This window comes from Streptosporangium sp. NBC_01469 (genome assembly GCF_036227305.1).
Lineage (GTDB): Bacteria > Actinomycetota > Actinomycetes > Streptosporangiales > Streptosporangiaceae > Streptosporangium.
In genome coordinates, this window is record NZ_CP109465.1 from 3,305,271 (window position 1) to 3,330,328 (window position 25,058).

Genomic DNA, 25,058 nt, shown 5'->3' on the forward strand with positions numbered 1-25,058 from the left:
GCCGGTCACGGCGACCAGCCGGAACGCAGGGCGCGGGCGGTGACCAGGACGTGCTCGATCTCCGCCGGGGTCGGCCAGGGGGCGCCTCCGGGGCGCAACAGCGTGGCCCGTACGGACGCCAGGTGCTCGATCGCGCCCGACGGCAGCCCGCTCCGCTCGGTCAGCCACGCCGTGACGTCGGTGTGGTCGCGCAGCGGCCGGGTGACGAGATCCCAGGTGCCGAGGATCTCGGTCAGGTCGGCGACCCTCAGGGGGGCGCCGCCCCGTCGGGCGACGGCGGCCGAGGCCAGCTCGGCGCGGGCGACGAGCTCGGGCTCGGTGGTCCGGCTCCACGGGGGAGAGGGGGGATCGGACAGCCACCGCTCCGCCTCGCGGGAGAAGCCCGCGGCCGACAGCAGCGCGGCCAGCTCGACCGCGGCCCGGTGGTGCCCGGCCTGTGCCGCCTGGCGGAACCAGTGCTGCCCGCCCTGCATATCGCTGTGCTCGGCGATAAGCAGCAGGCCGAAATTGAAGGCGGCCTCCGGGTCGCCACCCGCCGCGGCCCGGCTGAACCAGTGGCCGGCCCCCTGCGAGTCGCTCATCTCCACGCACACGAATCCGGCCGTCCGCTGGTCGTCGATCCTGCCGGTGCAGGCCGCCCGCTCGAACCAGGCGCGCGCGGTGCGCAGGTCGCCGAGGGAGAGCGCGATCCCGCCGAGCTGGGACGCGGCGCCGGGGTGCTCGTTCCTGGCGGCCAGCCGGAAGAACGCCTCCGCCCCCTCGGGGTCGCGGTTGGCCTGCAGGAACAGCCCGAGGTGGTAGGCCGCGTCGGCATGGCCGCTCCGCGCGGCCAGCTCCCACCAGCGCAGCGTCTCGTCCTCCTCGCCGGAGGCGTAGGCGAGGAACCCGAGGTCGTGGGCCGAGGCCAGGTCGCCGTCCATCGCGGCCCTGTGATGCCACTCCCCGGCGGCCTTCACCTCGCCGCCGTCCTCGCAGAGCAGCGCGAGCCGCCTGGCCGCCGCACGGGAGCCCGCCCTGGCCGCCGTCTCGAACCACCGCCGGGCGGCCGGGACGTCGCCGTGCTGATCCAGCAGGAGGGTCGCCAGGTTCACCGCGGCCTCGACGTCTCCGGCGTTCGCCGCCAGCTCGTACCACCTCGCGGCCTCCGCGGGGGTGCCGTGCTTCTCGTGCCAGATCCCCAGGTTGTAGGCGCTGTCGAGGTTTCCCGCGGCGGCCGCGCGCTCCCACCAGTGCCGCGCCGCCGAGCGGTCGCCCCGCTGCGCGAAGTGGCGGCCGAGCAGGTGGGCGGCCTGCACGTCACCGCCGTGCGCGGCGAGCAGCAGCTCCGTCTCGCCGTCCGTGTCGTTCTCGTGCTCGGTGCTCCGGGGGGTGGGTATCAGCCCCGCGGCCGCCTCCTGGTCGTCAGGCCACCACCCCATGTCACCCTCCTCGCCGACGGCGCGCAGCCGACAGATCACAGGGTGGCACGTAACCACTCGATGGCGGAGGGTAATCGCGGACTTCCGCCCGCCGGTCCGCCCATCGGTCCCCCGGGTGCGCTGACGCTCAGACGAAGCGCACGAACCCCACGTACATGCCCATCGAGCAGACGTAGCGCAGGGAGCCCGCCTTCCGCGCGCCCAGCCGTACGGTGGCGGGCAGTGCCACGTCGCGGCCGTCGATCGTGAGCGTCCGGGTGCAGCCGGGGACGCCCTCGAGGTGGAAGACGAGGTCGGCGGGAACTCCCGCGCGGACGGTCACCGTGCCTGGCCGGTATCCCCGGTCGGTGGCCCAGATCTCGACCCGCTGGACGCCGTCGGCGGCGCGTACGGCGGCTCTCGTCCGATCGTCCGCCGGGTCGGCCGTGGTGTCGCCCGCTTGATCGTCCGCTGTTTCTCTCGGGGCGATCGTGGTGTCGCCTGCTTGATCGTCCGCTGTCCCTTTCAGATCGGCTGTCCCTTTCAGGTCGATCGTGGTGTCGCTCGCCTGGTCGTTCGCCGTCCCCGCCGGGGCGCCCACGGTGTCCGCCGGGCTTCCCGCAGCCCCTGCCGTTCCCGCCGGGGCGCTCATCACCCGTGCCGAGCCGTCCGACGCCGTCGCCGGGCCGCCGGATCCGGGGAGCCATCCCCCGAGGCTCAGCCCCGAGGAGATCGTCCACAGGCCCGCCGCCAGTGCGACGACCCCCGCCAGCGCCGCCATCCTGGTGGCCGCGGCCTGCCGCAGGACCAGCCCGAGCAGCGCGAACGCGGGCGCCGTCCCGGCCACGAACCCCGCCATCACCGCGCTCCCGCCCAGCGCCGACCCGCTGGAGACCGCGACCATCTCGGTGCTGAGCGTCACCCCGCACGGCAGCAGGATCGTCGCGGCCCCGAGCGCCAGCGCCCTGGGCGTGGGGGCGGCGATCCCGGACACGCCGCCACGCCGCCACGTACGCCCGCTCGGCGTGGTGCCCGGGTGGCATCCGCCCTCCGGCTCGCGGCCGAACAGGCGGATTCCGAAGAACACGACCGCGATCCCGGCCGTGACGAGCAGCGCGGCCCTGACCTGGGGGCCCAGCCGCACGGCGGACCCGGCCAGCCCGAGCAGGGCTCCGGCCACCACGTGGGAGCCGAGGCGCCCGGCGAGGAACAGCGCGACGACCGCGGGACCCGAAGGGCCCGCCCCGCTCCCGTCACTCCCGCCGTGTCCGCCGTGTCCGCCGTGTCTGTCGGCGCGGGCCGGACGGCCGCGGGAGGTGAGGCCGGTGAGCAGGCCGCCCTGCACGGCCGCGCACGAGGCCGTACCCGCGACCAGTCCGGCGGCGAGCCCTCCGGCGAACAGCGCGGCCGGTCCCGCGCTCAGCGGACATCCCCGGTAACCATCCCGATCCCCACGGACCAAACGTAATCTCACCAGAGGATTACTGATGGTGACATTTCCTTACCGAACGCTCACGCTGTCCTTACCGGACGTCCAGGTCCCCAGCGTTCTTCGACGTTTCTTGGCGGCCGGGTGCGCGGGTAAATCCCGCCGACGGCGAAACTCATCGTCCGGCGGCGTTCAGGTTTAGGAGAACCTGGGTGCCCCGCTCCGTCCGGAACCAGAACATGCCCTCCTGCGCGTACAGGGTGGGGGAGGGCTTCTCGCCCTGGCCTGTCGAAATCGGGAACAGCAGGCCGGTGCGTCCCGTGGCGACGTCGTGCACGGCGCTCGCCCGCCTGCCGTCGCGGTCCTTCTGGTGGAGCAGGACGAAGCGGCCCGAGTAGAGATCCCCGTAGGATGTCCCCGGCAGCCCGCGCGGGCCCGTCCCGTCGCGTCGCCATGCCTCGACGCCGTTGAAGCACCACGTCACCCCGCAGTCGTCCCACGACGTTCGCCCGGCGGGAGGGGCCGCGTCCCTGGCCTCGCCGGTGAGGACGTTCTTCAGGAACTCCATGGGGCGAGTGATGGGGTGGTCCACCGTCATGTCCCGCTCGGGCCACCCGGCCCACGGCCAGTCGACCAGGTAATAGCCCCTCGTGCCATTGATCAGGGACGCCTTCCCGCCCTTCAGCGGGGCCCGGTAGACGCCGCCGTCGAGCGGCGACCACACGGCCATGCCGCCGGCGATGGCCAGATCGATCCCCATGTAGCTGTTTTCACTGGTCAGCGCGGCCGTGATCGAGGCGATCCGTCGCGGAACGCCGCCGGTGACCGGCACCGCCCATATCTCCGTCATGCGGTCGCGGAGCGCCGACCATGCCACATACCCGTCACCGAAGACCAGCGGCGCGTTCATCACGCTCCCGTTCTTGAGCGGTGCGATCTGGGTGAACCTCCGCCGGTCGACGTCGTACGACCAGATCCCGTCGAGCCGGTTCCCGGTGAGTCCCCGCCCCACCACGACCCGGTCGGTGACGAACACGTCCGGCTTGAACACCCGGCCGCCCGGTCCCTTCGTCGGGATCTCGTGCACCGCGCCCGGCCACACCTGCTTGACCGGTGGTGAAAGGGGGCCGACGTGGGGCGTCGGCCGTACCGCCGGAATGGGTGGAGCGGGTGGCGTGACCGTCCGCGTCCCCACGACGGTGGCCACCGCCACGATCGCGATGGCGGCCGCCACCGTCATCGGCGCCCACCACCTGGCGCCGGACGACAGCCCGCGTGGCGGGGGCAGGGCCCGGGTCCGCCCGTCGTCCAGCACGGTCTCGGCCTTGGCGGCCATCGCGTCCCTGAGCCGGTCCTCGATGTCGGTCATGCCTTGCCTCCCAGTTCGCGCTCAAGCCGCTCCAGGGCCCTGAAAGCGGTGGACCGCACGGTGCTCTCCCTGACGCGTGTCGCCTGGGCGATGTCGGCGTAGGACAGGTCGAGGTAGTAACGAAGGACGAGGACCTCGCGCTGCCGCCTGGGCAGCCGGCCGAGCGCGGCCAGCATCTCCTGCCGCGACTCGCCCAGCAGCGCGGCCGTCTCCGCGGAGTCCACCGGCTCGTCCGGCCGCCCCGGCACCGCCCTGGCGGCGACGCCGCGCCTGCGCAGGACCGAACGCGAGGCGTTGAGCACGCAGACGCGGATGTACGTCAGGGTGAGGACCTCGGGACGCTTGCCGTGCAGTCTGGAGAAGACGTCCTGTACGACGTCCTCCGCCCCTTCCCGGTCGCCGACGAGCAGCACGGCCAGGCGCACCAGGGCGAGCCGGTGTTCGCGATACAGGTCGACCAGTATCGCCTCGGCGCCGGGCGGCGCGGGCGCGCGAGCGACTATCTCACCGTTCATGCTTCTAAGAACGCGTACCGGTCCCGATCCGCTGCCTCGGCGGGCACGGCCATGCGCGCACCCGCCCGACCGGTCGGGGCCGCCGTGAGAAGGCGTCGCGGCCCGCCGGGTGCGCGCTCAGGCGGCGCCGCTCTTCAGCACCGACACGCGCTCGAAATACTCGTCGCCGCTCATCTCGCCGCGTGCGTACCGCTCGGCGAGGATCTGCTCCGCCGTCGCGGTCGTGCTGGGCGGCGGGGTCGCCGGGGACGCGCGGCGGGCCCCCCACGGCCCCCACCCGTTGCGTCGGGCCCGGAACGCGAGCGTCCCCAGCACGATCCAGAACACGATCCAGAAAGCCGGGAACACTGGCCACCACGGTCCGGGGCCCCAGTGGGGGGCCATCGAGAGGACATCCATGTCCTCACCTCCTTTTAGACACCCCCACCCTCCCCTCGCGACGCCCACCGCGAATCGGCCCGTCGTCCGATCCCGCCCTACCTCCCGTGGCGTACGCCCCCGCTCGTCACGGCGTGGCCGGGGCGTCCACGAAGATCGAGGTGTCGAGGGTGAAGCCGACCGGCTCGGGGAGGTGGAGGCGTGAACCCGTCTCGACCCGGGTGGAGGTCCGGTACTCGCCCTCCTTGGGGTCGCTGAGGACCGTCACGGTGGCGGGGGTGGCCACAGGGTCGATGAGGAGCATCACGGGGACACCGCCGGAGGCGTAGATGGCGGGCTTGCGGTCGCGGTCGTCGACGGCGCTTCCCGGAGACACGATCTCGGCGACCATGAGGAGGCCGGAGGAGAGCAGCTCGCGGGCGCCCCAGCGCGGGCAGTCGACGGGCGCCAGGACGAAGTCGGGAACGACCGAGTCGTGGGACCCGTCGACGCGGACCGCGACGTTACCCGTGTACGCGTTCAGGTCGCCCTCCGCGATCAGGTGACGGAGCTCGGAGAAGAGGCGCATCGCCATTCGGGCGTGTTCCGGGGTGCCCAATGGGCTCACCACCAGCCTTCCGTCGATCACCTCGGCTCGCAGTCCAGGAAGGGACGGGAGGGCGTCGAAGAGTTCGCGTGGCGTGTGTGGCAGACGTCGGGACGCGGTTCCGGGAGAGGGCCTCAGATCCGCGTGACGTCGGCGTGGCGCTGTTTCCATGATCATGTGCCCCTCCGTCTCGCCGTGAACACGCTGAGTATTCCAGGGGAGGGGGTGAGGCGCGGGGTTCTCGCGGAAGAGCGTCGGGGTCAGACCCAGCCGGGGCGGACGAGGCCGGATTCGTAGGCGATGACGACCAGCTGGGCGCGGTCGCGGGCGTGGAGCTTCATCATGCTCCGGCTGACGTGGGTCTTGGCGGTGGCGGGGCTCATGAAGAGCTCGCCGGCGATCTCGTCGTTGGTCATGCCGGTGCCGACCAGGGCGAGGACCTCGCGCTCCCGGTCGGTGAGCAGGCCGAGGTCACGGGTGTGGTGCGGCTCCTTGGCGCGGCTCGCGTACTCGGCGATCAGGCGGCGGGTCACGCCGGGGGAGAGCAGGGCGTCGCCTCCGGCCACCACCCGGACGGCCTGGATGAGCTCGGCCGGTTCGGTGTCCTTGACCAGGAAGCCGCTGGCGCCGCTGCGGAGGGCCTCGAAGACGTACTCGTCCAGCTCGAAGGTCGTCAGGATGATGATCTTCGGCCCGGCGGGCATCTCGCGGGTGGCGGTCAGCCCGTCCATGCCGGGCATGCGGATGTCCATCAGGACCACGTCCGGCTCGTGCTCGGCGGCGAGCCGCAGGGCCTGCGCCCCGTCGGAGGCCTCGGCCACCACGGTCATCCCCGGCTGCGCGTCCAGCAGGGCACGGAAGCCGGCCCTGACGAGGGCCTGGTCGTCTGCGAGAACAATCTTGATCATTGGGGTTCCTCCGGGATCGGCAGCCGGGCCTCGACGCGGAAGCCCCGGCCGTGGTGCGTGGCGGTCAGCGTTCCCCCGAGTGCCGAGGCACGCTCCCGCATGCCGGGGACGCCGTTCCCGCTGCCCAGGCTCTCCCCGGGGGCGTCGCCGCCCGAGTCGGTGACCTGGACGGTCAGCGCGCGGGGGCCGTAGCCGAGCACGACCGTGACCGACGCGCCGGGGGCGTGCCGGGTGACGTTGGTGAGGGCCTCCTGCACGATGCGGTACCCGGCCCGGTCGACGCCGGGAGGCAGCGGCCCGGCCTCGCCGACGATCTCCTTGGTGACCGGCAGCCCGCTGCGCTCGATGAGCTCGTCGAGCCGGCCCAGCCCGGCGGTGGGGGAGCGGGGGGCGCCGTCGCGGAGGACGTTGAGCACCGACCGCATCTCGGTCAGCACGTCCTTGGACGCCTGCTTGATCGTGGTGAGCGCGGTCCGCGCCTGCTCGGGGTGGTCGTCGATGAGGTGCAGCGCGGTGGACGCCTGCACGTGGATGAGGGAGATGTTGTGCGCGAGCACGTCGTGCAGCTCCTGTGCCATGGTCAGCCGCTCCTCGCTGGCCTGCCGCCGCAGCTCCTCCTCCTCCACCCGCTCGCGCTCGGCCTGCCGCTCCCTCCTGGCCCGCGAGAACTCCGCCACCACCAGGACCAGGCCCATCAGCGCGCCCACCGTGAGGTCGTGGAGCCAGCCGGCCGTACGGACGGGGGCGAGCCAGGACGTGTAGACCACGAGGAAGACGTAGGCCAGGCCCCAGATCGACCAGGCCGCCCGCCGGTGGCCGCTCACCACGGCGGTGTGGAACGCGACGATCGGGCTGAGGAAGACCGGGCCGTACGAGTAGCCGAGGCCGATGAAGATCACGGTCGAGCCCGCCGCGACGGCCAGGCAGAGCACCGGGTGGCGGCGGCGTACGATCAGGGCCAGAGGCCCGGCCAGCAGGAGCGCGCAGCCCAGCGGGTCGAGCGGGACCCTGAGCATGCCGGGGTCGTTGACCTGCCACCACTGCACGCCGCGGGTGCCCATGACCTGGAAGACCCCCGCGAACAGCGGGAGCAGGAACTCGGCCCAGCGGGGTTTGGCGCGCACGCTCAGCACTGTACGTGCGCCCGCCCGGAGGGCGCGTCCGTCTCGTGAGGCATGAGGTACTACATCCCCCGCGGTAGGGAAGGGGCTGACAAGGCTCGCGGGCTGAGTCAAGCTGTCTGCGGGAGGTCTCATGATCAATCGTCGAATCGCCACCCCCCTGGCGGGGATCCTGGTGGGAAGTTCCGTATTGCTCGTTCAACCCGCCGCCGCCTCTCCACAGGCGTCACAGGCGTCACAGGTGTCACAGGTGTGGCCACGGGAGGAGAAGAAACCCGTCGCCGAGGGGTACGGGGGCGCGGTCTCGACCGTCGACCTCGACGCCAGCAAGGTCGCGCTGGGCGTGCTGCGCGAGGGCGGCAACGCCATGGACGCGGCGGTCGCCGCGGCGGCCACCCTGGGCGTGACCGAGCCCTACTCGGCCGGGCTGGCCGGGGGCGGGTTCATCGTCTACTACGACGCGCGCCGCAAGAAGGTCCACACGATCGACGGCAGGGAGACCGCGCCGAGGGCGATGGGGCCGACGTCTCTGGAGGGCATCCCGTTCGACGAGGCCGTGACCAGCGGGCTGTCCGCGGGGGTGCCCGGCAGCGTGGCCCAGTGGGAGCTGGCGCTGCGCAGGTTCGGCACGCTCTCGCTGCGCCAGGCGCTGAAGCCCGCGGTCGAGGTCGCGTCCGAGGGGTTCAAGGTCGACCAGACCTTCTACGACCAGACGGCCGCCAACGCCGCCCGTTTCAAGGACTTCACCTCCACCGCCAAGCTCTACCTGCCGGGCGGGGCCCCGCCGCCGGTCGGCTCCACCTTCCGCAACCCCGAGCTGGCCGCCACCTACCGCGGGCTCGGCAGGCAGGGCGGCGAGTGGCTGTACGGCGGCGCCCTGGGCGCCGAGATCGTGGCCACCGTGAAGAAGCCGCCGGTCACTCCGGGCTCCACCCGCAACGTGCGGCCGGGGCTGATGGAACTGGCCGACCTGAAGGCCTACCGGGCGCTCGAACGGCCGCCCACGAAGGTGACGTACAAGGGCATGGACGTGTACGGCATGGCGCCGCCGTCCTCGGGAGGCTCGACGGTCGGCGAGGCGCTCAACATCCTTGAGGCCCTGCCGAAGGTCGGTGAGCACGAGTACCTGGAGGCGTCCAGGCTCTCCTTCGCCGACCGGGGCAGGTACGTCGGCGACATTCCGGGCGTCCCGCTCAAGGAGTTGCTGTCCGACGGGTTCGCCAAGGAGCGCGCCTGCCTGATCGGCGAGCGGGCACTGGCGAGCCCGGCCGCGCCGGGCAACCCCGACGGGACGTACGGGCCGTGCCAGGCCCCGCCGCCGGCCGAGGCCACCCCCTCGGCCCCCGAGGGACCGGAGACCACGCACCTGGTGGTCACGGACCGGTGGGGCAACGTGGTCGCCTACAACATCACCATCGAGTCGACCGGCGGCAACGGCATCGTCGTCCCCGGCCGGGGCTTCCTGCTCAACAACGAGCTGACCGACTTCACCTTCGGCCCGGCTCCGGGCGACCCGAACCTGCCCGCGCCGGGCAAGCGGCCCCGTTCCTCGATGGCGCCGACGATCGTCCTGGACGACGGCAGGCCGCTGCTCGCGCTGGGTTCCCCCGGCGGCTCGACGATCATCACCACCGTGCTGCAGATCCTGGTGAACCGCTGGGACCTCGGCATGTCGCTCCCCGAGGCGCTCGCCGCGCCCAGGGCCACCCAGCGCAACACCGCCCAGACCCAGGCGGAGCAGGCCTTCATCGACCGCTACGGCGCCGAGCTCACCGCCCGGGGCCACAGCCTCGTACTGAATCCCGAGATCGGCGCGGCCACGGCGGTCGAGTTCCTGCGGCACGGGAAACTCCAGGCGGTGGCGGAGCCGACCCGTCGCGGTGGCGGCAGCGCGCTGGTGGTGAGCGAGCGCAGATAGGGTTCACGCCCTCGCGCCGACACCTACGGTGACGGTACGAACGGATGCCGACCCCGGGCGGCGCGGTCCAGACCGCGCCGCCCGGGGTGCCGGACGCCGTCAAGAGCGTTGGGGAACGCGAAAAGCGCCGAGGGCGATGCCGTCGGCGCTGCGGACTTCCCGGTCGTTAGAGCAGCAGGTACGCGACCACGGCGACGACGACCAGCACCGCGACCACCACCGCCGCGGTGATCGGCAGGGCGAGCGACCGCTTCTCGGGAGCGGCCTCCGGGTCCTTGCGCTGGGCGAACGCGCGGAACGCCTGGGTGTTGCCCGCAGGGTCAATCTGCTGAGGATCAGACATGGAGATGACTTTAGCGATACGGGATACCTCCCAACACTGATTTGTCCACTTTCACGGGAAGGATGTCCCGGTTCCTGGCCGAAGATCGGGTGTCGGCCGTGTCGCCAGGGCGCTGGGAGGTCATGGGGGCGGTGATGTGCCCCGGTGCCTGGCCGAGGACGGGTACTGGGGACCGGACCGCCGACCCGGCCGGATAGCGTGGTGTCATGCTCCGCATCCTGTTCTCCGCCCGCGTGGTGGTGCTCCACCTGCTCGCGGTCGGAGCCCTTGTCGTGTGCGGGCTGCTGGGCAGGTGGCAACTCGGCGTCTTCGAGGACTCCGGCAGGCCCCACTCGCTGCTTGACCCCGCCCCCGTGGCGGTCACCACCCTCACCACGCCCGGAAAGCACCTGACGGCCGACGCCGTCAGCCGCCGGGTGACCGCCGAGGGCACCTTCGACGCCTCGAAGCAGCTCCTGGTGGCCGAGCGCGACGGGGGCCTGTGGCTGCTCTCGCCGCTCGACCTCGGAGACGGCACCTCCATCCCGGTCGTACGCGGCTGGGTGGCCACGGCGGGCGACCCCGCCGTCACGGCCCCGGCCGGGGGCAGGGTGGCCCTCAGCGGGCGCCTGCAGGCCTCTGAGGCCACCGACAGCGTCCAGCGCCGGACCCGGCAGCTGCCGCCGGGGCAGGTGCTGACCGTGTCGTCGGCCGAACTGATCAACCTCTGGCGGGGTACGAAGCTGCGCGACGGGTTCGTGGTCGCCTCCACCCAGTCACCGGCTCCCGAGGTCGCGGCCAGGCCGGTGAGCGTTCCCCCGCCGACCGAGCCGGGCGGGCTCACCTGGCGCAACCTCGCCTACGCCGCCCAGTGGTGGATCTTCGGGCTTTTCGCGGTCTTCATGTGGTGGCACTTCGTTCGTGACGCGCTGCGCGACCGCGCGCGGGAGCGCGACGCCGCCGACGCCGCCGACGCCGCTGATCCCGTCCCCGGTCCCGAGCCGGAGACCCCCGCCCTGCCAGCCCGCACCGCCCCGTGAACCGAACCCCAAGACCGAGGTAACCGACCGTGGAATCCGCTCTCAAGCCCTTTCGCATCCTGGCCTACATCGTCGGCGTGATGCTGCTCGTCCTGGTCACCTGCATCGTGCTCAGGTACGGCTTCGGCATCGAGCAGCCCTCGAAGATCGTCTCTCCGATCCACGGCTTCCTCTACATGCTCTATCTCGTGGCCACGATGAACCTGGGCATGAAGGCGCGCTGGACGTGGCCGTACATCCTCGGGGTGATGCTCGCGGGCACGGTGCCGCTGCTCTCGTTCGTGTTCGAGCGCAGGGTCACCCACCGGGTGGAGTCGGAGCTCGCGACCGCCACCGCCTGACCGGCCCGGCCCGGCCCGGAGACGCGGGTTCGCGAGGCCGGGCCGTGCCGTGCCGGGTCACCTGCCGCGTCAGCGGCCGAGACCCCGGCGACGCGAGCGCTTGAGGCGCTCGCGCTGTGACGGGTCGAGCATCAGGTAGCCGACGACCGGGGCGGCGACGACGCCCAGGAGGACCAGCAGCGTCACGAAACCTGGCAGGAAAAGCCACGACAGGAACACCACTGCTCCGGCGCCGATCGCGTACTTCTGGACGGGCGACATCCTCAACATCCTCCGAACGCGGGGCGGACGCCCCGTCTTTAGTTCATTGTGCGTCGCCAGTCCAACGTGTGGACCTATCACCGTGGTTCCAACCGAGATATATCGTGATTTGACTATCTCGCCAGCGCCTTGAGCGTCGCCACGCCGCCGGGGTCGGCGTCCGTGCTGACCGGGACCAGGGCCACCTCGTCCACCCCCGCGTCGGCGTACGCGCGCAGGCGCTCGCGGGCCGCGTCCACGTCGCCGAGCAGGGCGACCGACTCCAGCAGGCCGTCGGGGATGGCGGCCAGCAGCTCGCGGGGGTGCGGGCGGGTCCTGGCGAACGCGACCACGTCCCCGTATCCGGCCTCGATGAACATCTCGCCGTATCCGGGCGCGGCGAGATAGCCCACGACGGCGCGTCGGATCCGGTCGACCGCCTCGCGCCCCGGGTCGACCGCGGCCGTCACCCAGGCCGCCACCCTCGGCGCCCGTGCCGGCGCGGGGGTCGCATCCCGGCGCTTTCCCCGGTCCTGTTCCTGTGCCTGTTCCCGCGCTTGGCCCTGCGCCTGGGCCTGCCCCTGGTCCTGGGCCTGGTCCTGGGCCGGTGTCCGCGCCGGTCCCGCCTGGGCCGCCGCGCGGAGGTCGGCGGTCAGACGGGCCGCCGAGGCGGGGGTGATCAGGTTGAGTACCATCCGGTCGGCCGTCGCGGCGGTCCGCACGGCGGAGGCGCCGAAGGCGGCCACGGTCAGCTCGGCGCGGGGCGCCGGGAGCCGGAGCCGATAGCCACGGCTTTTCACGCATTCACCTGAAAAATCGGACTTGTCGCCATCAAGGAGCGGTCTGAGCGCCCGCACCGCCTCCCGCAGTACGGCCGCCGACCGCGCCCGTGACCTGCCGTGCCACTCCTCGACGACCGTCGGGCTCGACGTGCCGACCGCCACGTTCACCGGCCTCCCGACGAGGGCGGCCACCGACGCCACCCCCATCGCGATCATCATGGGGTCCCGTACGGCCACCGCCAGCGGCCCGACGGTGAGCCCGATCCGGCCGGTGGACAGCCCGATCGCGGTGGCCAGCGCGAAGGCGTCGTAGGTGGCCATCTCGCCCACCCACAGCTCGTCGTAGCCCAGCTCGTCGGCGGCCCTCGCGGTCAGCAGGGCCTCCTCGGCGGGCCGGTCCTGCCAGAGCCCGAGGGAGACGCCCAGCCTCACGCGACCCGCTCCAGCAGCACGGCGGAACCGCTGCCCGCGGCCCCGCTGACCGCGGCGACGCCGTACCGGGCCCCGCGGCGTTCGAGCTCGTCCGCGCAGGCGGCGACGAGGATGGCGCCGGTGGCGCCGAAGGCATGGCCCATCGCGATGGTGCCTCCGTTGACGTTGAAACGGTCGTCGCCGACCTTCAGGTCCCGCTGGAACTTCAGGCACAGGGCGGCGAACGCCTCGGCGAACTCGTAGACCTCGACGTCGTCGGGGGTGAGACCGGCTCCGGCGACGACCCGCTCGACCGCGAGCTGGCCCGCGGTGAGCATGGTGACCGGATCGACGGAGGCGGTCGCGGTGGCCACGATCCTGGCCCTGGGGCGCAGGCCCAGCTCCGAGCCGGTCGCCTCGGAGCCGATCAGGAGCAGGCCCGCCGCGTCGCACAGGCTGGGGGAGGTGCCCCGGGTGTGCAGGTGGCGCAGCTCGCCGACCTCGGGACGGTGCCTGCGGACGATGGCGTCCTGGTCGTCCTGGCCTGCGAAGGCGGGGTCCATCGCGGCGAGCGCCTCCAGGGTCGTGCCCGGCCGCACGTGCTCGTCGCGCCGCAGGTCGTTGACCGGCACCAGCGAGCGGTCGTGGCGCCCGGCGGCCCATGCCTCGGCGGCCAGGGTCTGGGTGCGCAGGCCGTACGCGTCGAGCTCCTCGCGTTCGAAGCCCTCGACCGTCGCGACCAGGTCCGCCGCGGTGCCCATGTGGATCGACCCGACCCTGTCCACCACCGCGGGGTCGGCCCACAGCGGCCCGCCGTCGGAGAACATCGGCACCCGGGAGACCGACTCGACCCCTCCGGCGACCACGGTGCGGCTCTGCCCGGACTCCACGAGCGCGAAGGCCGTACGGACCGCGTCGATGCCCGAGGTGCAGTAGCGGTTGACGGTCATGCCGGGCGCGTCGAAGCCCGAGGTCAGCGCGGCGGTCCTGGCCAGGTTGCCGCCCTGGTCGGCGTTCTGCGAGGCACAGCCGACGATCATGTCGTCGGCCCGCTCGACACCCGTCCGCTCGCGCAGGGCGTCCAGGAGCCTCTCCAGCATGGTCAGCGGCGTCACGTCCGCGAGCCCTCCGCCGGGCCTGGCCTTGCCGCGTGGGGTTCTGACCGTTTCGTAGATGTATGTCATTACCTGTTCCGCTCCTGCCGGATGTCGTGCGCGGTTCTCGCGCGGGCTCGCCGCCCGGCCGCTCCCGCCGTCGGTCGTGGGAGCCTCACGCGGTCGAGCTCCTCAGCTGGTCCGCGCGCACCCAGGTGGCGTGGAAGCCGAGCGGCACCCGCTGGGGCAGGATGATCCGGGCGACCGGCCCCGCGCCCAGGTTCGCCGCGTGCAGGACCTGCACCTCGGAGGTGCCCTCGCGCTCGTCGGTGACGAAGCTGACGAGGTAGCCGTCCTCCTCGCCGGTCGCGCCGTCGCGCGGCGCGAACGGGGCCTCGCTGCCGTAGCGGTGCTCGCCGTAGTAGTACGTCTCCTTGCCGCCCGTCACGTTGTCGTAGCGGACCAGGCCGTCGAAGAGGTTGGTCGCGGCGTCCTTGACCGAGACGTTGTAGGCGTAGCGCGACCGCAGGCCCGTCAGCCGGGCGTCGATCGAGGGGAACTCGGTGTTGTGGTCCGAGTCCACGAATCCCTCGGAGGTGCGGCCGGTGCGCAGGTCGAAGCGGTAGCGGTACATCCGCGCGTCGAGCTTGAGGTAGGAGATCATGCGGGCCAGCGGGCTGCCGCTCCCGGCGGGCGCGGGACGGCTCACCCGGCAGACGTCCAGCACGATCTCCCCGTCCTCCTCCCAGGAGTTGACGACGTGGTAGATGTAGCAGGGTTTCGCGTCGAACCAGCGGATCTCGTGCGCCTGCCCGCGCCGGGGGATGACGCCGAAGCGCGAGGGCAGCTCCCGGTTGAACGTCAGCTTGTAGCGGCCCTGGCGGGCGGCGTCCATGTCCTGGTAGAGCGGCAGGTCCATGAGGATCGCGTGGTTCTCGGTGATCGCCATGTCGTGCGGCAGCCGGGCCCCCGGCAGCTCCAGCTCCACGCAGTGCTCGACCTGCCCGCCCGCGCCGACCACCCCGTAGCGCAGATACGGCCTGCGGGGCCCGTAGTCGAACCAGAACAGCTCCCCGGTCCGCTCGTCGACCTTGGGGTGGGCCATGAAGTCACCGGTCAGCGTGTCGAGGAAGGTCTCGGCGCCGAGCGTCTCCAGGCTGAGGGGATCCATCCCGTACGGGGAGCCGCACAGGTACCACGTGGTGAGGAGCCGGCCGCGGTGGAAGATCACATCGGTGTTGGCGGAGTCCTTGAGGCCGAGCCCGCGGGTGTTGCCGAACGGGTTGCCCTTGGGGTTCTCCATCACGCCGGTCCACAGGGACCGCCCGGCGGCCGACTCCGCCTCGAACGCCCTGGTCCTGACGTAGCGGTTCCGGTAGCGGGCCCGGCCGTTCTCGAAGTGCATCGCGTGCACCATGCCGTCGCCGTCGAACCAGTGGTAGCGCCCCTTCACGGGGAACCGCGCGTTGGGCCCGTTGCGCAGGTAGACGCCGTTGAGGTCCTTGGGGATCTCGCCGACGACCTTGAGGTTCTCGGCCGTGATCTCGTCCTGGACCGGCGCGTAGACGCCCAGCAGGTACGGATTCGGCTCGCCCGACTCGTCCATGACCATCACAGGTTCCGCCATGCCCTGGACGCTATGATAAAAGAAGTCAGCCCGTCAATGGCCGTTCCCGCCAGGGATGTGGCCGAAGGGGGCACCGGGCGGTTCGGGCGGTGCGGGGTTGGTAGTTTGGCGGTTTCGCCGGGAAACAGGAATGACCGTGTCCGCTGGAGACGGGCACGATCATGTTCGTCGGTACCGGGCACGACGACACTCGCCGGCGACGGGCGCGACCGAAAGGGCGCGGCCACGCTCGCCGGTGACGAGGACGACCACGCGACCATCTGGAGGACAGGCTGTGGACGGCACTGAGCGGGAGCCGGCACGAGCCGAGCTCAGTGCGATCGGGCAGGCGCTGGCGATCCTGGGAGATCGATGGGTGCTGCTGATCCTGCAGCGGGCGTTCCTGCTGCGGATCCGGACCTTCGCCGGCTGGCACGACGCGCTGGGCATATCCGAGTCGGTCCTCGCCGCCAGGCTCAGGGAGCTGGTCGACCACGGCATCTTCGAGCTGTCGGCGTACCGCAACGGCCGCACCCGCTACGAGTACCGGCTGACGGAGCGCGGGCTCCAGCTGTGGGCCCTGCTGGTGGCCATCCAGGCGTGGGAGCGCGACTGGGTCGACCCGGGACGGCTCCCGCCGCTGCTGCACGAGCAGTGCGGCCAGGACGCCAAGCCCTACCTCGGGTGTGGTTCCTGCCTGGAGCCGATGAGTGCCCGCGACACCAGGACCGAGCCCGGCCCGCTGGCCACGTTCTCCCGGATCGGCCCGCCGCGGCGGCACCGTCGCACGGTCCGCTCCGACGCCCCGCCCGACCTGATCGGCTACTGCCCGGCGTCGATGGAGATCCTCGGCGACCGGTGGAGCACCAGCGTCCTGGCCGGGGCGTTCCTGGGCACCCGCCGCTTCGTCGACTTCCAGTCCGGTCTCGGCATCGCGCCCTCGGTGCTCACCGACCGGCTGCGCCGCTTCGTCGAGCTGCGCGTCTTCGACGCCCGCCCCGACGGCTCGTACCGGCTCACCGACAAGGGGCTGGCCTTCTTCGAGGTCTTCGCCTTCCTGGTCGACTGGGCCCAGCGCGAGCTCCCCGCCCCCGAGGGCTCGGCCCTGTCGATCACCCACGCGCTCTGCGGCGCGGCCTTCCAGCCGGTCCTGCTGTGCAGGGCGTGCGGCCGGCCGCTCCAGCGGCGCGAGGTCCGTTTCGTCCTACCCGAGTGACGGCGGTCCGGGGCTCACCTCCGGCCGCGGAGTGAGTCGACCGCCCAGCGGGCCGCCTGGAGCGCTCCGGCGCGGCCCCTGCCGCCGGTGTCCGGAACGGTGAACCGGTGATACTGCAGCGCCGTCACGACGTTCCCCGTACGGAGCACGACCACCGAGTTGACACTCGAAAGGCCGTTGTCGAGCTGGTAGGCGTAGGCCTCGTCACCGAGCCCCGGCACGTCGGCCGGAGCGCTCACGGTCCGCGAGTCCTTCACGTCCCTCGAGCGGAGGCGAAGGTAGGTCGCGTGCGCGAGCGCCGCCTTCGGTTCGCGGACGACGGTGATCTCCAGCGCGTTCCTGAGGCTGCCGGGCGCGGTGTTGTCCGCCGGCGGCCACTCGCACGCTGTCTTGTCTCTCGACGGGGAGGGCGCGAGGTAGAGGCGGCCGGCCTGTTCCCCGGAAATCAGGGAGCACGGATCCGGGGCCTTCGCGAAGAAGGTGGGCAGCGGTACCGGAGCCGTGTCCTGTGGCTGGGCCGAGGGACGGGGCCAGAGCAGCCAGAACGCCGTACCGCCACCGACCAGGAGGGTGAGCGTGGCGGCCACGAGGAGCGGGCGGGTACGGCGTGACCCGGCGGGGCGTGGGGTGAGCCCCCGCAGGATCGTTCGAGCCGTGGTGGCGTCCGGGCGGCGGGCGGGGTCGGCCGCCAGCAGGCCCTCCAGCAGCGGAGCCAGCGGGCCGGAACCCGCCGCACCGGTGCCTCCCGAGGCGGGGCCGGACCCGCCGGCGTTCCCCGGGGCGGTGCCGTCCGCCGGGCGCGGCCCGGTGTGCGGCCCGGTGCCCGGCGCCTGCCCCTCGACGGCGGTGAACAGGACGGCGCCCAGGTCGCGCAGCTCGTCGGTGGCGTCGAAGATGGCGAAGCCGGTGACCACGACCCTGCCGTCCGGGGTGAGAAGTACGCTCTCCGGGCCGGCCAGGAGACGAACGCCTCGTTCGTGGGCGGAGGTCTGCGCGTCCAGTACGCGCAGCCCGACCTCGGCCGCCCGCTCGGAGGTGAGCGGCCCTTCGGCCCGGACGGTCTGCAGCACCGAGCGGCCCTCGACCGACTCCAGGATCAGCCACACCCGGTCGGGGAGGGAGACGACGTCGTGCAGGGCGATGACGTTCGGGTGCCTGAAGTCCGCCGCGGCGCGGATCCGGCCGAGAAGCCCGTCGCGGTGCGGGCCGGGCGGCGGGAGCGGTATCCCGGTGATCGTGACGTCACGCTGGAGCAGCTCGTCGCGGGAACGCCAGGTGGTCCCGGCCCGGTCGCGGCGCTCCAGCAGCCGGTAGCGACCGGCCAGCAGGTTCGGGTCGGTCATGCCGGTCGCCCGGGGGTGGTGGTGCTGGGGTGCACCGGTCGCCCGGGGGTGGCGGAGCCGAAGTGCGTCGGTCGCCGGTGTGTGGTGCCGGAGTGTGCCGGTCGCCTATATGCGGTGCTGAGGCGTGCCGGTCGCCCGGGGGTGGCCGGGCGGGGCGCGGGGCGGGGGCGCTCAGTCACTGTTGTTCAGCTTCTCGGCGACCTGGCGGGCGGCGCGAAGGACCCGCCCGCGCAGCTCGGCGTCCGGACGCTCGCCCTTCTGTGACACGTCGACCTCGACCAGCAGGTTGCTGATCCGGAAACGAACCATGGAGTGGACTCGGTCCAGCGCGATCACGTCGTAGGCGAAGGCCTCCGCGCCCACCCGGTCGGCGTTCCTGACGGCGCCGGTCGTGCCGAGGAGGCCGTCCCCCCTGTCAGCGATGATCTTGGTACGTTCGGAGACGAAGAACGCGTGGGCCACCTCAGGGGCGGCCTTCGCCTGCACGGGTGCCTTGCGGGTCAGCGAGAGCTGTAACCAGCGCACCTCTGACGGGCCGCCCCAGTCGCAGAAGGACTTCTCTTCCGGCGCCGAGGTCGCCGCGGGCTCGGGGGTCGAGCCGGGCACCACGGCCCGGCTCTGGGCGCCGGCCAGCAGCGAGCAGGCGTCGGGTAAGGTGGCGAACCGCCCGGCGCCGGCCGTGGGCGACGGGGTCGCGGGTGCCTCGGGGTCGCCCGCCGCCGTCATCAGCACCACCGCCCCGGCCGTCCCCAGCGCCACCGTGGCCAGTGCGGCCCCGGCGATCAGGCCGGTACGGCGGCGCGGGGCCGCCGGCCTTCCGGGCGCGGTCTCCTGCGCGGAGAAAGGCGAGGCGGGCAGGGCGGGTGAGAACGGGGAGAGCGGTTCCACCGGCAGTCCCTGGGAGACCTGCCGCAGGGCCGCGCGCAGCCCCGACTCTCCCGGCCGCAGCCGGGGATCCTTGACCAGCGCCGCCATGAGCACCGGAGCCAGACCCCCCGCCCGGCGGGGCTGGGGCGCCTCCTGGGTGAGGATCGCGCCGATGGTCGCGGCCGAGCTCTCGCGGCGGAAGGGGCTCCGGCCCTCGACGGCCGTGTACAGGGTCGCCGCCAGGGACCACAGGTCGGTGGCCGGGCCGTCGTCGGTGCCGCGCAGCCGCTCGGGGGCCATGTACCCGGGGGAGCCGATCAGCGCGTCCGGCGAGGTGAGCTGGACGTCCCCCTCCAGGGTGGCGATGCCGAAGTCGGTCAGCAGCACCCCGCCGTCCCCGGCGAGCATGATGTTGGCCGGTTTCACGTCGCGGTGCACGATGCCCCGGCTGTGCGCGAGGGCCAGCGCGTCCAGCACGGCCAGGCCGATCATGGCCACCCGCCGTGGCGGGAGCGGCCCCTCGGCCTGGACCGCCTGTTCCAGCGAACGGCCCTTGACCAGGTCCATCACGATCCACGGACGGCCGTCCTGCGCGACGACGTCGTGTACGGCCACGATGGACGGGTGTCCCAGCCGGGCGGCGGCGCGCGCCTCGCGCAGGGTGCGCTCCCGAGCCTCGGCGCGCTGCGCCTCGGGCAGGTTCGGGTCGAGCCTGACCTCCTTGATCGCCACCTCGCGGTGGAGCAGCTCGTCGCGGGCCCGCCACACGACGCCCATCCCGCCCGCGCCGAGCTTCTCGACGGCCCGGTAGCGGCCCGCCAGCACGGGCAGCGGGCCCGCCGTCCGATCAGTCATCGGTCTTCAGGGACTCGGTGAGCCAGCGGGACACCTTCAGCGCGCCTTCGGAGATTTTGCCGTCGGGGTCCTCCTTGACACCGCCCCGCTCGTAGTCGACCTCGGCGATCAGGTTGCTGATCCGGAAGACCACGGTCACCTTGTAGGAGCCGCCGTACAGGTTGATGGAGTTGTACGCGCCGGAGGTGAACGCCTCCTCGCCGATGCCCCGCAGGTCCTTGGGCGGGAGGGGCCTGGGAGTGGTGAACTGGCCCTTGTCGACGAGGTCCTTCTTCTTGCCCGCCAGATACTCCCTGGCCCTCATGACCTCGGAGCCGTCCTGCCTCTGGGCGATCAGCCGGACCCGCAGGTCGTACTTCTCGACGTTGGGCTTGCGCCAGTCGTGCTGGTTGAGCCAGTTGCAGACGGAGCGCTCGACCTCCGAGCTCTTGAAGCCCGGCACGACCTCGTTCACCTGCTTCTCGTCGAGCAGGCTGCAGGCCCTGGGGGCCGTGGCGAAGCGGCCCTTGGCGCCGGAGGGTTCGGTGGCGGTGAGGCCGTCGTCCGAGTTCGTGACCAGCGAGGTGAGAAGGACGCCGATGGTGACCGCCATGCCGAAGAGCAGCACACCGGTCAGTGCCACGACGGGCCGGGGTACGAGCACCCCGGTCGTCCGCGTCGGAGGCTCGGCGGGCGGGCCCTCCGGTGCCGGGAGGAGGAGGGGGGCCGGCTCGCGCGCGGTGGGGGCGTCCTGCGGGTTCGGGTGGGGCGGCGTGGGGCCGGGCGGGAGGGGCGCGCCGGGGTTGGGCTGCCCCTGCTGCGGCGGTCCCTGCTGCGGCGGTCCCTGCTGGGACGGGCCCTGGTGGGGGGTGCCCTGCTGCGGCGGGGCCGAGGGCGGGGCCTGCCAGATGATCGGCGTGCCGGGGGAGGAGGAGAGCGCGACCTGCGGGGGGACGGGGACGTCCTGAAGGGGGAGCCTCGCGGTGATCGCGGACATCTGCTCGGTCAGGTTCTTCCTGAAGGGCGCGGTCGACTCCCCCGCGGCGACCGGAGCGATCCCGTCGTCCTCCTGCTTTCCGGCGGCTCCGGGTGCTCTGGGACCCCCGGTCGGCGCGGTCGCGTCGTACCTCTGGGGTCCTGTCGTCGACGCGGGTCCGGTCGAGGTGGGGCCTGTCGTACCCGGTCCGGGCGTGGTGGCCGCTCCCGGTGCCCCGGATGCTCCGGCGCCCGGGAGGGGCGCCTGCCCGAAGGCCGCCGGCGTCCCGGCGGGGAAGGGGGGGAAGGACCCGGAAGGGGTGAGGGGGCCGGAGGCTCCCGGATCGAAGGCTCCCGCGACCTGCGGGAACGGGCTGCCCGAGGCCGGGGGGAGCGTACCCGCGGGGGGCGGCGCGACCGGAGGTTCGGGACGGTACTGGGAGACGTCGATCAGGGCGCCGCGCAGGGCGACCGGATCGGGCCGCTGGGCGGGATCGCCCGCGAGCAGGTGGAACAGGAGGGGCGCGATCGGGCCCGCGTTGTCCAGGGAACCGCCGGGCGACGGCGGACGGCCCTCGACGGCGGTGTAGAGGGTCGCGCCGAGCGACCACAGGTCGGCGGCCGGGCTGGTCACCCCCTCGGGAGAGGTGAAGAGCGAGGACGGCAGGGACGGCCCGGCGAGGACGATCTGCTCGTACGGGCCGAGCAGCACCGAACTCGGCCGCACGTCGCCGTGGAGCATGCCCTGCCTGTGCATCGCCACGAGCTGGTCCAGCACGGCCACCCCGACCACCGCGGCCTGCTGGGGGGACATCGGCCCGAACCGGGCGACCACCTGTTCCAGCGAGCTCTGTTCAAGCATCGGCGCGCCCTCGGCTCCGGCGATCCCAGGTCCCGGCGCGAGGGGAGCGGCCTGCCCGCCCGCGTGCCTGCCCTGCGATCGAGGGACGTCTGGATGGTTCATCCGCTCGCTTTCTGCTTGTTCAAGGCGTTCGCGATCCACGTCGCGGTGGTGTGGGCGCCCGCCTGGATCGCCGGGCCGTCCTTGCTGCCGTCCACCACGGTGTAACCGACGTCGAGGACGAGGTTGTCCACGCGTACGACCACGTAGCTCTGCTCCAGCCTGCCTGTCTTGCGATTCTCGTAGACGTCGTAGCCGAACGCCTCGTCCCCGACGGGTTTCACCGCCGTCGGCGCCGTGGAGCGGGAGGAGCGGATGCCGGCCTGGATCTCCGGCCAGCTCCAGGCGTTCTCCCCGCTCGGTATGACGCTCTGGCGCCGGTTCACGAACAGCTCGTGGGCCTGCCGCGGGCTCTTGCCCCACTGGTCGCCGCCGGAGAGGCGCACCTCCAGCCCCATGCCCCTGGCCGCCCACTGGCAGCCGCCGTCGTTGGTCGGCTTGCCCTCGCCCGCCAGCGCGGGCAGCAGCTGCCTGGCCATGGCGCCGGGGATGAGCTTGCACACGTCCACCGGTGTGGCGAAGGCGCCGGGACCCTCGCTGAGCCTGACCCGCTTCTCGGCGGCCGTGGGGTCCGAGGTCAGCAGGAACGTCACCCCGAAGGTGACCGCGACGACCACCGCGATCCCGGCCGTCTCCACGGCGGCCCACAGCGCCGTGCGGCCCGGGCGCGGCTCGGACGGCCGTACGGAGACGGGGGCGGGGCCGGGGGACGGCGGGGGGACGGCCGGCGCGGCCGGTGTCCCGGCGAGCGTACGACCGGCGGCCAGCTCTCCCAGCGAGCGGGCGACGGCCTCGAAGGACGGCCGGCCCTCGGGAATCGGGTCGAGCATGCGCGTCAGCAGCGGGCCCAGCTCGCCCGCGCGCTCCGGCGGCCTCGGCGGCTCGGTGAGCACCCGGCTGATCGCCGCGATGGGGCTCTCCGCGGGGTGCGGCGGCACCCCCTCGACGGCGAAGTAGAGCGTGGCGCCGAGGGACCACAGGTCGGAGGCGGGGCCGCCGCGCTCGCCGCGCAGCCGTTCCGGCGCGATGTAGTTGGGCGAGCCGACCAGGTGGCCGGTCCGGCCCGAGGTGGCCTCGCCCTCGGCGACCGCGAAGCCGAAGTCGGTGAGGACGGCCTTGCCGGTCCTGGTGAGGAAGACGTTGCCCGGCTTGACGTCGTGGTGGACCACCCCGGCGGCGTGGGCGGCGCCGAGCGCGCTGAGGATGCCCACGCCGATCCTGGCCGCCTGGTGCGCGGGCAGCGGCCTCCGGTCGCGGACGGTCCGCTCCAGGGACGCGCCCGACAGCAGCTCCATGACGAGCCAGGGCCGTTCCTGATCGATGACCACGTCGTGGACGGTCACGATCGAGGGGTGCTTGAGCCGGGCGGCGAGGTTGGCCTCCCGGAGCGCCGAGGTGAAGAGCTCCTGCCGCCTGACGGGATCGAGGTCAGGCGGGAGCCGTACCTCTTTCACCGCCACGTCGCGGCCAAGCGTCTCGTCGGTGGCGAGCCAGACCGTGCCCGCCCCACCCTCGGCGAGAGGGTTCAGCAGCCGGTAACGGCTCGCCAGCACTCGAGTGTCGATCCCGCTCACCCCGTTCGCTTATCCCATCGCGGACAGCAACATAGTCACTTAGTGGCACATGAACCAATGAACAGTGATTCCGCCCCATCCATTGACCCCTAGCTTCTGTTTTCGTAGTGTCACGAGCATCCTCACAAGGCCCCCTGGAGTCGCGATGAAGCGCCTGCACACGCAAGAGCGGATCGACCGTTACACCGCCGGAGGCTGGTGGACCGGAGACACGATCGACCAGCTGTTACGTGCCCAGGTGAGCGCCCGTCCCGGCGCCCTCGCGATCGCCGACCCGCCCAACAAGGCCGACCTGCTGCCCGGTGAGATCAAGCGGCTCACCTGGTCCGAGCTGGACACCGAGGTCGACTGGGTGGCGGGGGTCCTGCGCGGCCGGGGCATCGGTCCCGGGGACGTGGTCGCCGTCCAGCTGCCCAACAGCGTGGAGCTCGCGGTCACCTTCCTCGCCGTGGTCAGGGTGGGTGCGGTGGTCACCCCGTTCCCCGTGCAGTACCGCGAGTACGAGCTGAACCAGCTCTGCGCCCTCGCCGGAGCCGTGATCTTCGTCACCTCGACGACCGCCGCCGCCCGGGTGCCGGAGAACATCCCGGCCCTCACCTGGGGCGCCGACCTCGACACCGCTTCTTCCCCGCCCGGGGCGTCGGGCGTCCCGTACGAGGCGTCGGGCGTCCCGTACGAGGCCCACCCCGCCGACCCCGTCACGATCTGCTGGACCTCGGGCACCGAGGCCACTCCCAAGGGGGTGCCGAGGTGCCACTACGACTGGCTCGCGGTGGCCTCCACCTGCGCCGCGGCTCCCGGCCTCACCGAGGACGACGTCATCCTCAACCCCTTCCCCATGGTCAACATGGCGGGGATCGGCGGGGTCTTCCTGCCCTGGCTGAAGACCGGTTCCGTGCTTGTCCAGCACCACCCGTTCGACCTGCCGACCTACCTCGGGCAGATCGCGGCCGAGGGCGTCACCTACACCCTGGCCCCGCCCGCGCTGCTGACGATGCTGCTCCAGCAGGAGGCGATCCTCGCCAGGACCGACCTCACCACGCTGACCCGGATCGGCTCGGGCTCGGCGCCGCTGCCGCCGCCGATGGTCAAGGGCTGGCAGGAGCGGTACGGCATCGCGATCATCAATTTCTTCGGTTCCAACGAGGGCGTCGCGCTCCTCTCCGACCCGGTGCACATGCCCGACCCCGAGGACAGGGCCCGCTTCTTCCCCCGGCCCGACGCCCCGGGCACCACCTGGCCCGGCACCCTGGGCGCGACCAGGACCAAGCTGGTCGACCCTCTCGGCACGGAGATCGTCGAGGCGGGGATCCCCGGCGAGCTGTGCCTGTCGGGGCCGACCGTCTTCTCCGGCTACCTGCCGGGCACGGCCGCCGCCGACCCGTTCGACGGGGACGGCTACCTGATGACCGGCGACGTGTTCGAGATCGCCGGAGACCAGGGGCAGTACCTGCGCTACGTCGACCGGGCCAAGGACCTGGTCATCCGGGGCGGTATGAACATCGCCCCCGCCGAACTGGAGGCGCTGGTCTCCGGGCACCCGGCGGTGGCCGAGGTGGCGGTGGTCGGCTACGCCGACGAGGTCCTCGGCGAACGGGTCTGCGTCGTCCTCGTCCCCAAGCCCGGCCAGACCGTGGACCTCGCCTCGGTCGTGGACCACCTGCGGGGCAGGGGCATCGCCTCGTACAAGCTCCCCGAACGCCTGGAGCTCGTCGAGGCCCTGCCCCGCAACCCGCTGGGCAAGATCCTCAAGCGGGAGCTGAAGGAGTCGCTGGCGACGGGCGGCTGAGGCCCGCGACCCCACCCCGGCGGCCCCGGTCCCCGCGACCGG

The 25,058-nt window shown here is 72.7% G+C and carries 22 protein-coding genes; 5 read left to right on the plus strand and 17 right to left on the minus strand.

What is annotated here, in order from left to right; genetic code table 11:
* Nucleotides 1–5 precede the first annotated feature (5 nt).
* The 8 genes from OG587_RS15030 to OG587_RS15065 form a co-directional block, all read right to left on the minus strand.
* On the minus strand, nt 6–1,418 hold the full coding sequence (locus tag OG587_RS15030) for a tetratricopeptide repeat protein (RefSeq protein WP_329090719.1): 1,413 nt from the start codon (nt 1,416–1,418) through the stop codon (nt 6–8).
* Nucleotides 1,419–1,545: 127 nt separating this feature from the next.
* Nucleotides 1,546–2,871, minus strand: coding sequence for a sulfite exporter TauE/SafE family protein (locus OG587_RS15035; protein ID WP_329090721.1), 1,326 nt, complete (start codon nt 2,869–2,871; stop codon nt 1,546–1,548).
* Between the two features lie 130 nt (nt 2,872–3,001).
* Nucleotides 3,002–4,195, minus strand: a complete 1,194-nt coding sequence (locus tag OG587_RS15040; RefSeq protein ID WP_329090723.1) for a hypothetical protein — start codon at nt 4,193–4,195, stop codon at nt 3,002–3,004.
* Nucleotides 4,192–4,710 (minus strand): RNA polymerase sigma factor, encoded by a 519-nt coding sequence (locus OG587_RS15045; RefSeq protein ID WP_329090725.1) that lies wholly within the window; start codon nt 4,708–4,710, stop codon nt 4,192–4,194. The genes OG587_RS15040 and OG587_RS15045 overlap by 4 nt, the downstream gene beginning before the upstream one ends.
* Before the next feature lie 117 nt (nt 4,711–4,827).
* Complete coding sequence (locus OG587_RS15050) at nt 4,828–5,109, minus strand: SHOCT domain-containing protein (protein ID WP_329090727.1); 282 nt, start codon at nt 5,107–5,109, stop codon at nt 4,828–4,830.
* A 106-nt stretch (nt 5,110–5,215) separates the two neighbouring features.
* Nucleotides 5,216–5,851 (minus strand): Uma2 family endonuclease, encoded by a 636-nt coding sequence (locus OG587_RS15055; protein WP_329090729.1) that lies wholly within the window; start codon nt 5,849–5,851, stop codon nt 5,216–5,218.
* A gap of 83 nt (nt 5,852–5,934) precedes the next feature.
* Nucleotides 5,935–6,582: a response regulator transcription factor gene (locus tag OG587_RS15060; protein WP_329090731.1), complete on the minus strand. Its 648-nt coding sequence runs from the start codon at nt 6,580–6,582 to the stop codon at nt 5,935–5,937.
* Nucleotides 6,579–7,706 carry a sensor histidine kinase gene (locus OG587_RS15065; protein WP_329090732.1) on the minus strand — a complete coding sequence of 376 codons (1,128 nt, stop codon included), beginning with the start codon at nt 7,704–7,706 and terminating at the stop codon, nt 6,579–6,581. Before OG587_RS15065 ends, OG587_RS15060 begins: the two co-directional genes overlap by 4 nt.
* A 130-nt stretch (nt 7,707–7,836) precedes the next feature.
* Here OG587_RS15065 and OG587_RS15070 point away from each other — a divergent pair, with 130 nt between their 5' ends.
* Complete coding sequence (locus OG587_RS15070) at nt 7,837–9,621, plus strand: gamma-glutamyltransferase family protein (RefSeq protein WP_329090734.1); 1,785 nt, start codon at nt 7,837–7,839, stop codon at nt 9,619–9,621.
* A gap of 166 nt (nt 9,622–9,787) precedes the next feature.
* Here the strand turns inward: OG587_RS15070 and OG587_RS15075 are convergent, their stop codons facing one another.
* Nucleotides 9,788–9,964, minus strand: coding sequence for a hypothetical protein (locus OG587_RS15075; RefSeq protein WP_329090736.1), 177 nt, complete (start codon nt 9,962–9,964; stop codon nt 9,788–9,790).
* 206 nt (nt 9,965–10,170) lie between these two features.
* On the opposite strand from OG587_RS15075, the gene OG587_RS15080 reads away from it, so the two are divergent.
* Together OG587_RS15080 and OG587_RS15085 are read left to right on the plus strand one after the other, a co-directional pair.
* Complete coding sequence (locus OG587_RS15080) at nt 10,171–10,983, plus strand: SURF1 family protein (protein ID WP_329090738.1); 813 nt, start codon at nt 10,171–10,173, stop codon at nt 10,981–10,983.
* A gap of 29 nt (nt 10,984–11,012) precedes the next feature.
* Nucleotides 11,013–11,324, plus strand: coding sequence for a DUF3817 domain-containing protein (locus OG587_RS15085; RefSeq protein ID WP_329090740.1), 312 nt, complete (start codon nt 11,013–11,015; stop codon nt 11,322–11,324).
* 69 nt (nt 11,325–11,393) lie between these two features.
* Here OG587_RS15085 and OG587_RS15090 read toward each other — a convergent pair whose 3' ends face one another.
* From OG587_RS15090 to OG587_RS15105, 4 genes are all read right to left on the minus strand, one after another.
* On the minus strand, nt 11,394–11,585 hold the full coding sequence (locus tag OG587_RS15090; RefSeq protein WP_329090742.1) for a hypothetical protein: 192 nt from the start codon (nt 11,583–11,585) through the stop codon (nt 11,394–11,396).
* Between the two features lie 113 nt (nt 11,586–11,698).
* A complete protein-coding gene (locus tag OG587_RS15095) occupies nt 11,699–12,778 on the minus strand; it encodes an LLM class F420-dependent oxidoreductase (protein WP_329090744.1) in 1,080 nt (359 codons plus the stop codon).
* Nucleotides 12,775–13,941, minus strand: a complete 1,167-nt coding sequence (locus tag OG587_RS15100; protein ID WP_329090746.1) for an acetyl-CoA C-acyltransferase — start codon at nt 13,939–13,941, stop codon at nt 12,775–12,777. Before OG587_RS15100 ends, OG587_RS15095 begins: the two co-directional genes overlap by 4 nt.
* A gap of 85 nt (nt 13,942–14,026) precedes the next feature.
* Entirely contained in the window at nt 14,027–15,478 is a 1,452-nt protein-coding gene (locus tag OG587_RS15105) for a carotenoid oxygenase family protein (protein WP_329090748.1), read from the minus strand.
* Between the two features lie 274 nt (nt 15,479–15,752).
* On the opposite strand from OG587_RS15105, the gene OG587_RS15110 reads away from it, so the two are divergent.
* Complete coding sequence (locus OG587_RS15110; RefSeq protein WP_329090750.1) at nt 15,753–16,673, plus strand: winged helix-turn-helix transcriptional regulator; 921 nt, start codon at nt 15,753–15,755, stop codon at nt 16,671–16,673.
* A gap of 14 nt (nt 16,674–16,687) precedes the next feature.
* Here the strand turns inward: OG587_RS15110 and OG587_RS15115 are convergent, their stop codons facing one another.
* The 4 genes from OG587_RS15115 to OG587_RS15130 form a co-directional block, all read right to left on the minus strand.
* Nucleotides 16,688–18,016 (minus strand): hypothetical protein, encoded by a 1,329-nt coding sequence (locus OG587_RS15115; RefSeq protein WP_329090751.1) that lies wholly within the window; start codon nt 18,014–18,016, stop codon nt 16,688–16,690.
* Between the two features lie 171 nt (nt 18,017–18,187).
* Entirely contained in the window at nt 18,188–19,738 is a 1,551-nt protein-coding gene (locus tag OG587_RS15120; protein ID WP_329090754.1) for a protein kinase domain-containing protein, read from the minus strand.
* The gene (locus OG587_RS15125; RefSeq protein WP_329090756.1) at nt 19,731–21,656 is read right to left on the minus strand and encodes a hypothetical protein; all 1,926 of its coding nucleotides are present in this window, start codon (nt 21,654–21,656) and stop codon (nt 19,731–19,733) included. The genes OG587_RS15120 and OG587_RS15125 overlap by 8 nt, the downstream gene beginning before the upstream one ends.
* On the minus strand, nt 21,653–23,227 hold the full coding sequence (locus OG587_RS15130; protein WP_329090758.1) for a serine/threonine-protein kinase: 1,575 nt from the start codon (nt 23,225–23,227) through the stop codon (nt 21,653–21,655). The genes OG587_RS15125 and OG587_RS15130 overlap by 4 nt, the downstream gene beginning before the upstream one ends.
* Nucleotides 23,228–23,372: 145 nt before the next feature.
* On the opposite strand from OG587_RS15130, the gene OG587_RS15135 reads away from it, so the two are divergent.
* Nucleotides 23,373–25,016 (plus strand): class I adenylate-forming enzyme family protein, encoded by a 1,644-nt coding sequence (locus OG587_RS15135; protein ID WP_329090760.1) that lies wholly within the window; start codon nt 23,373–23,375, stop codon nt 25,014–25,016.
* Nucleotides 25,017–25,058 lie beyond the last annotated feature (42 nt).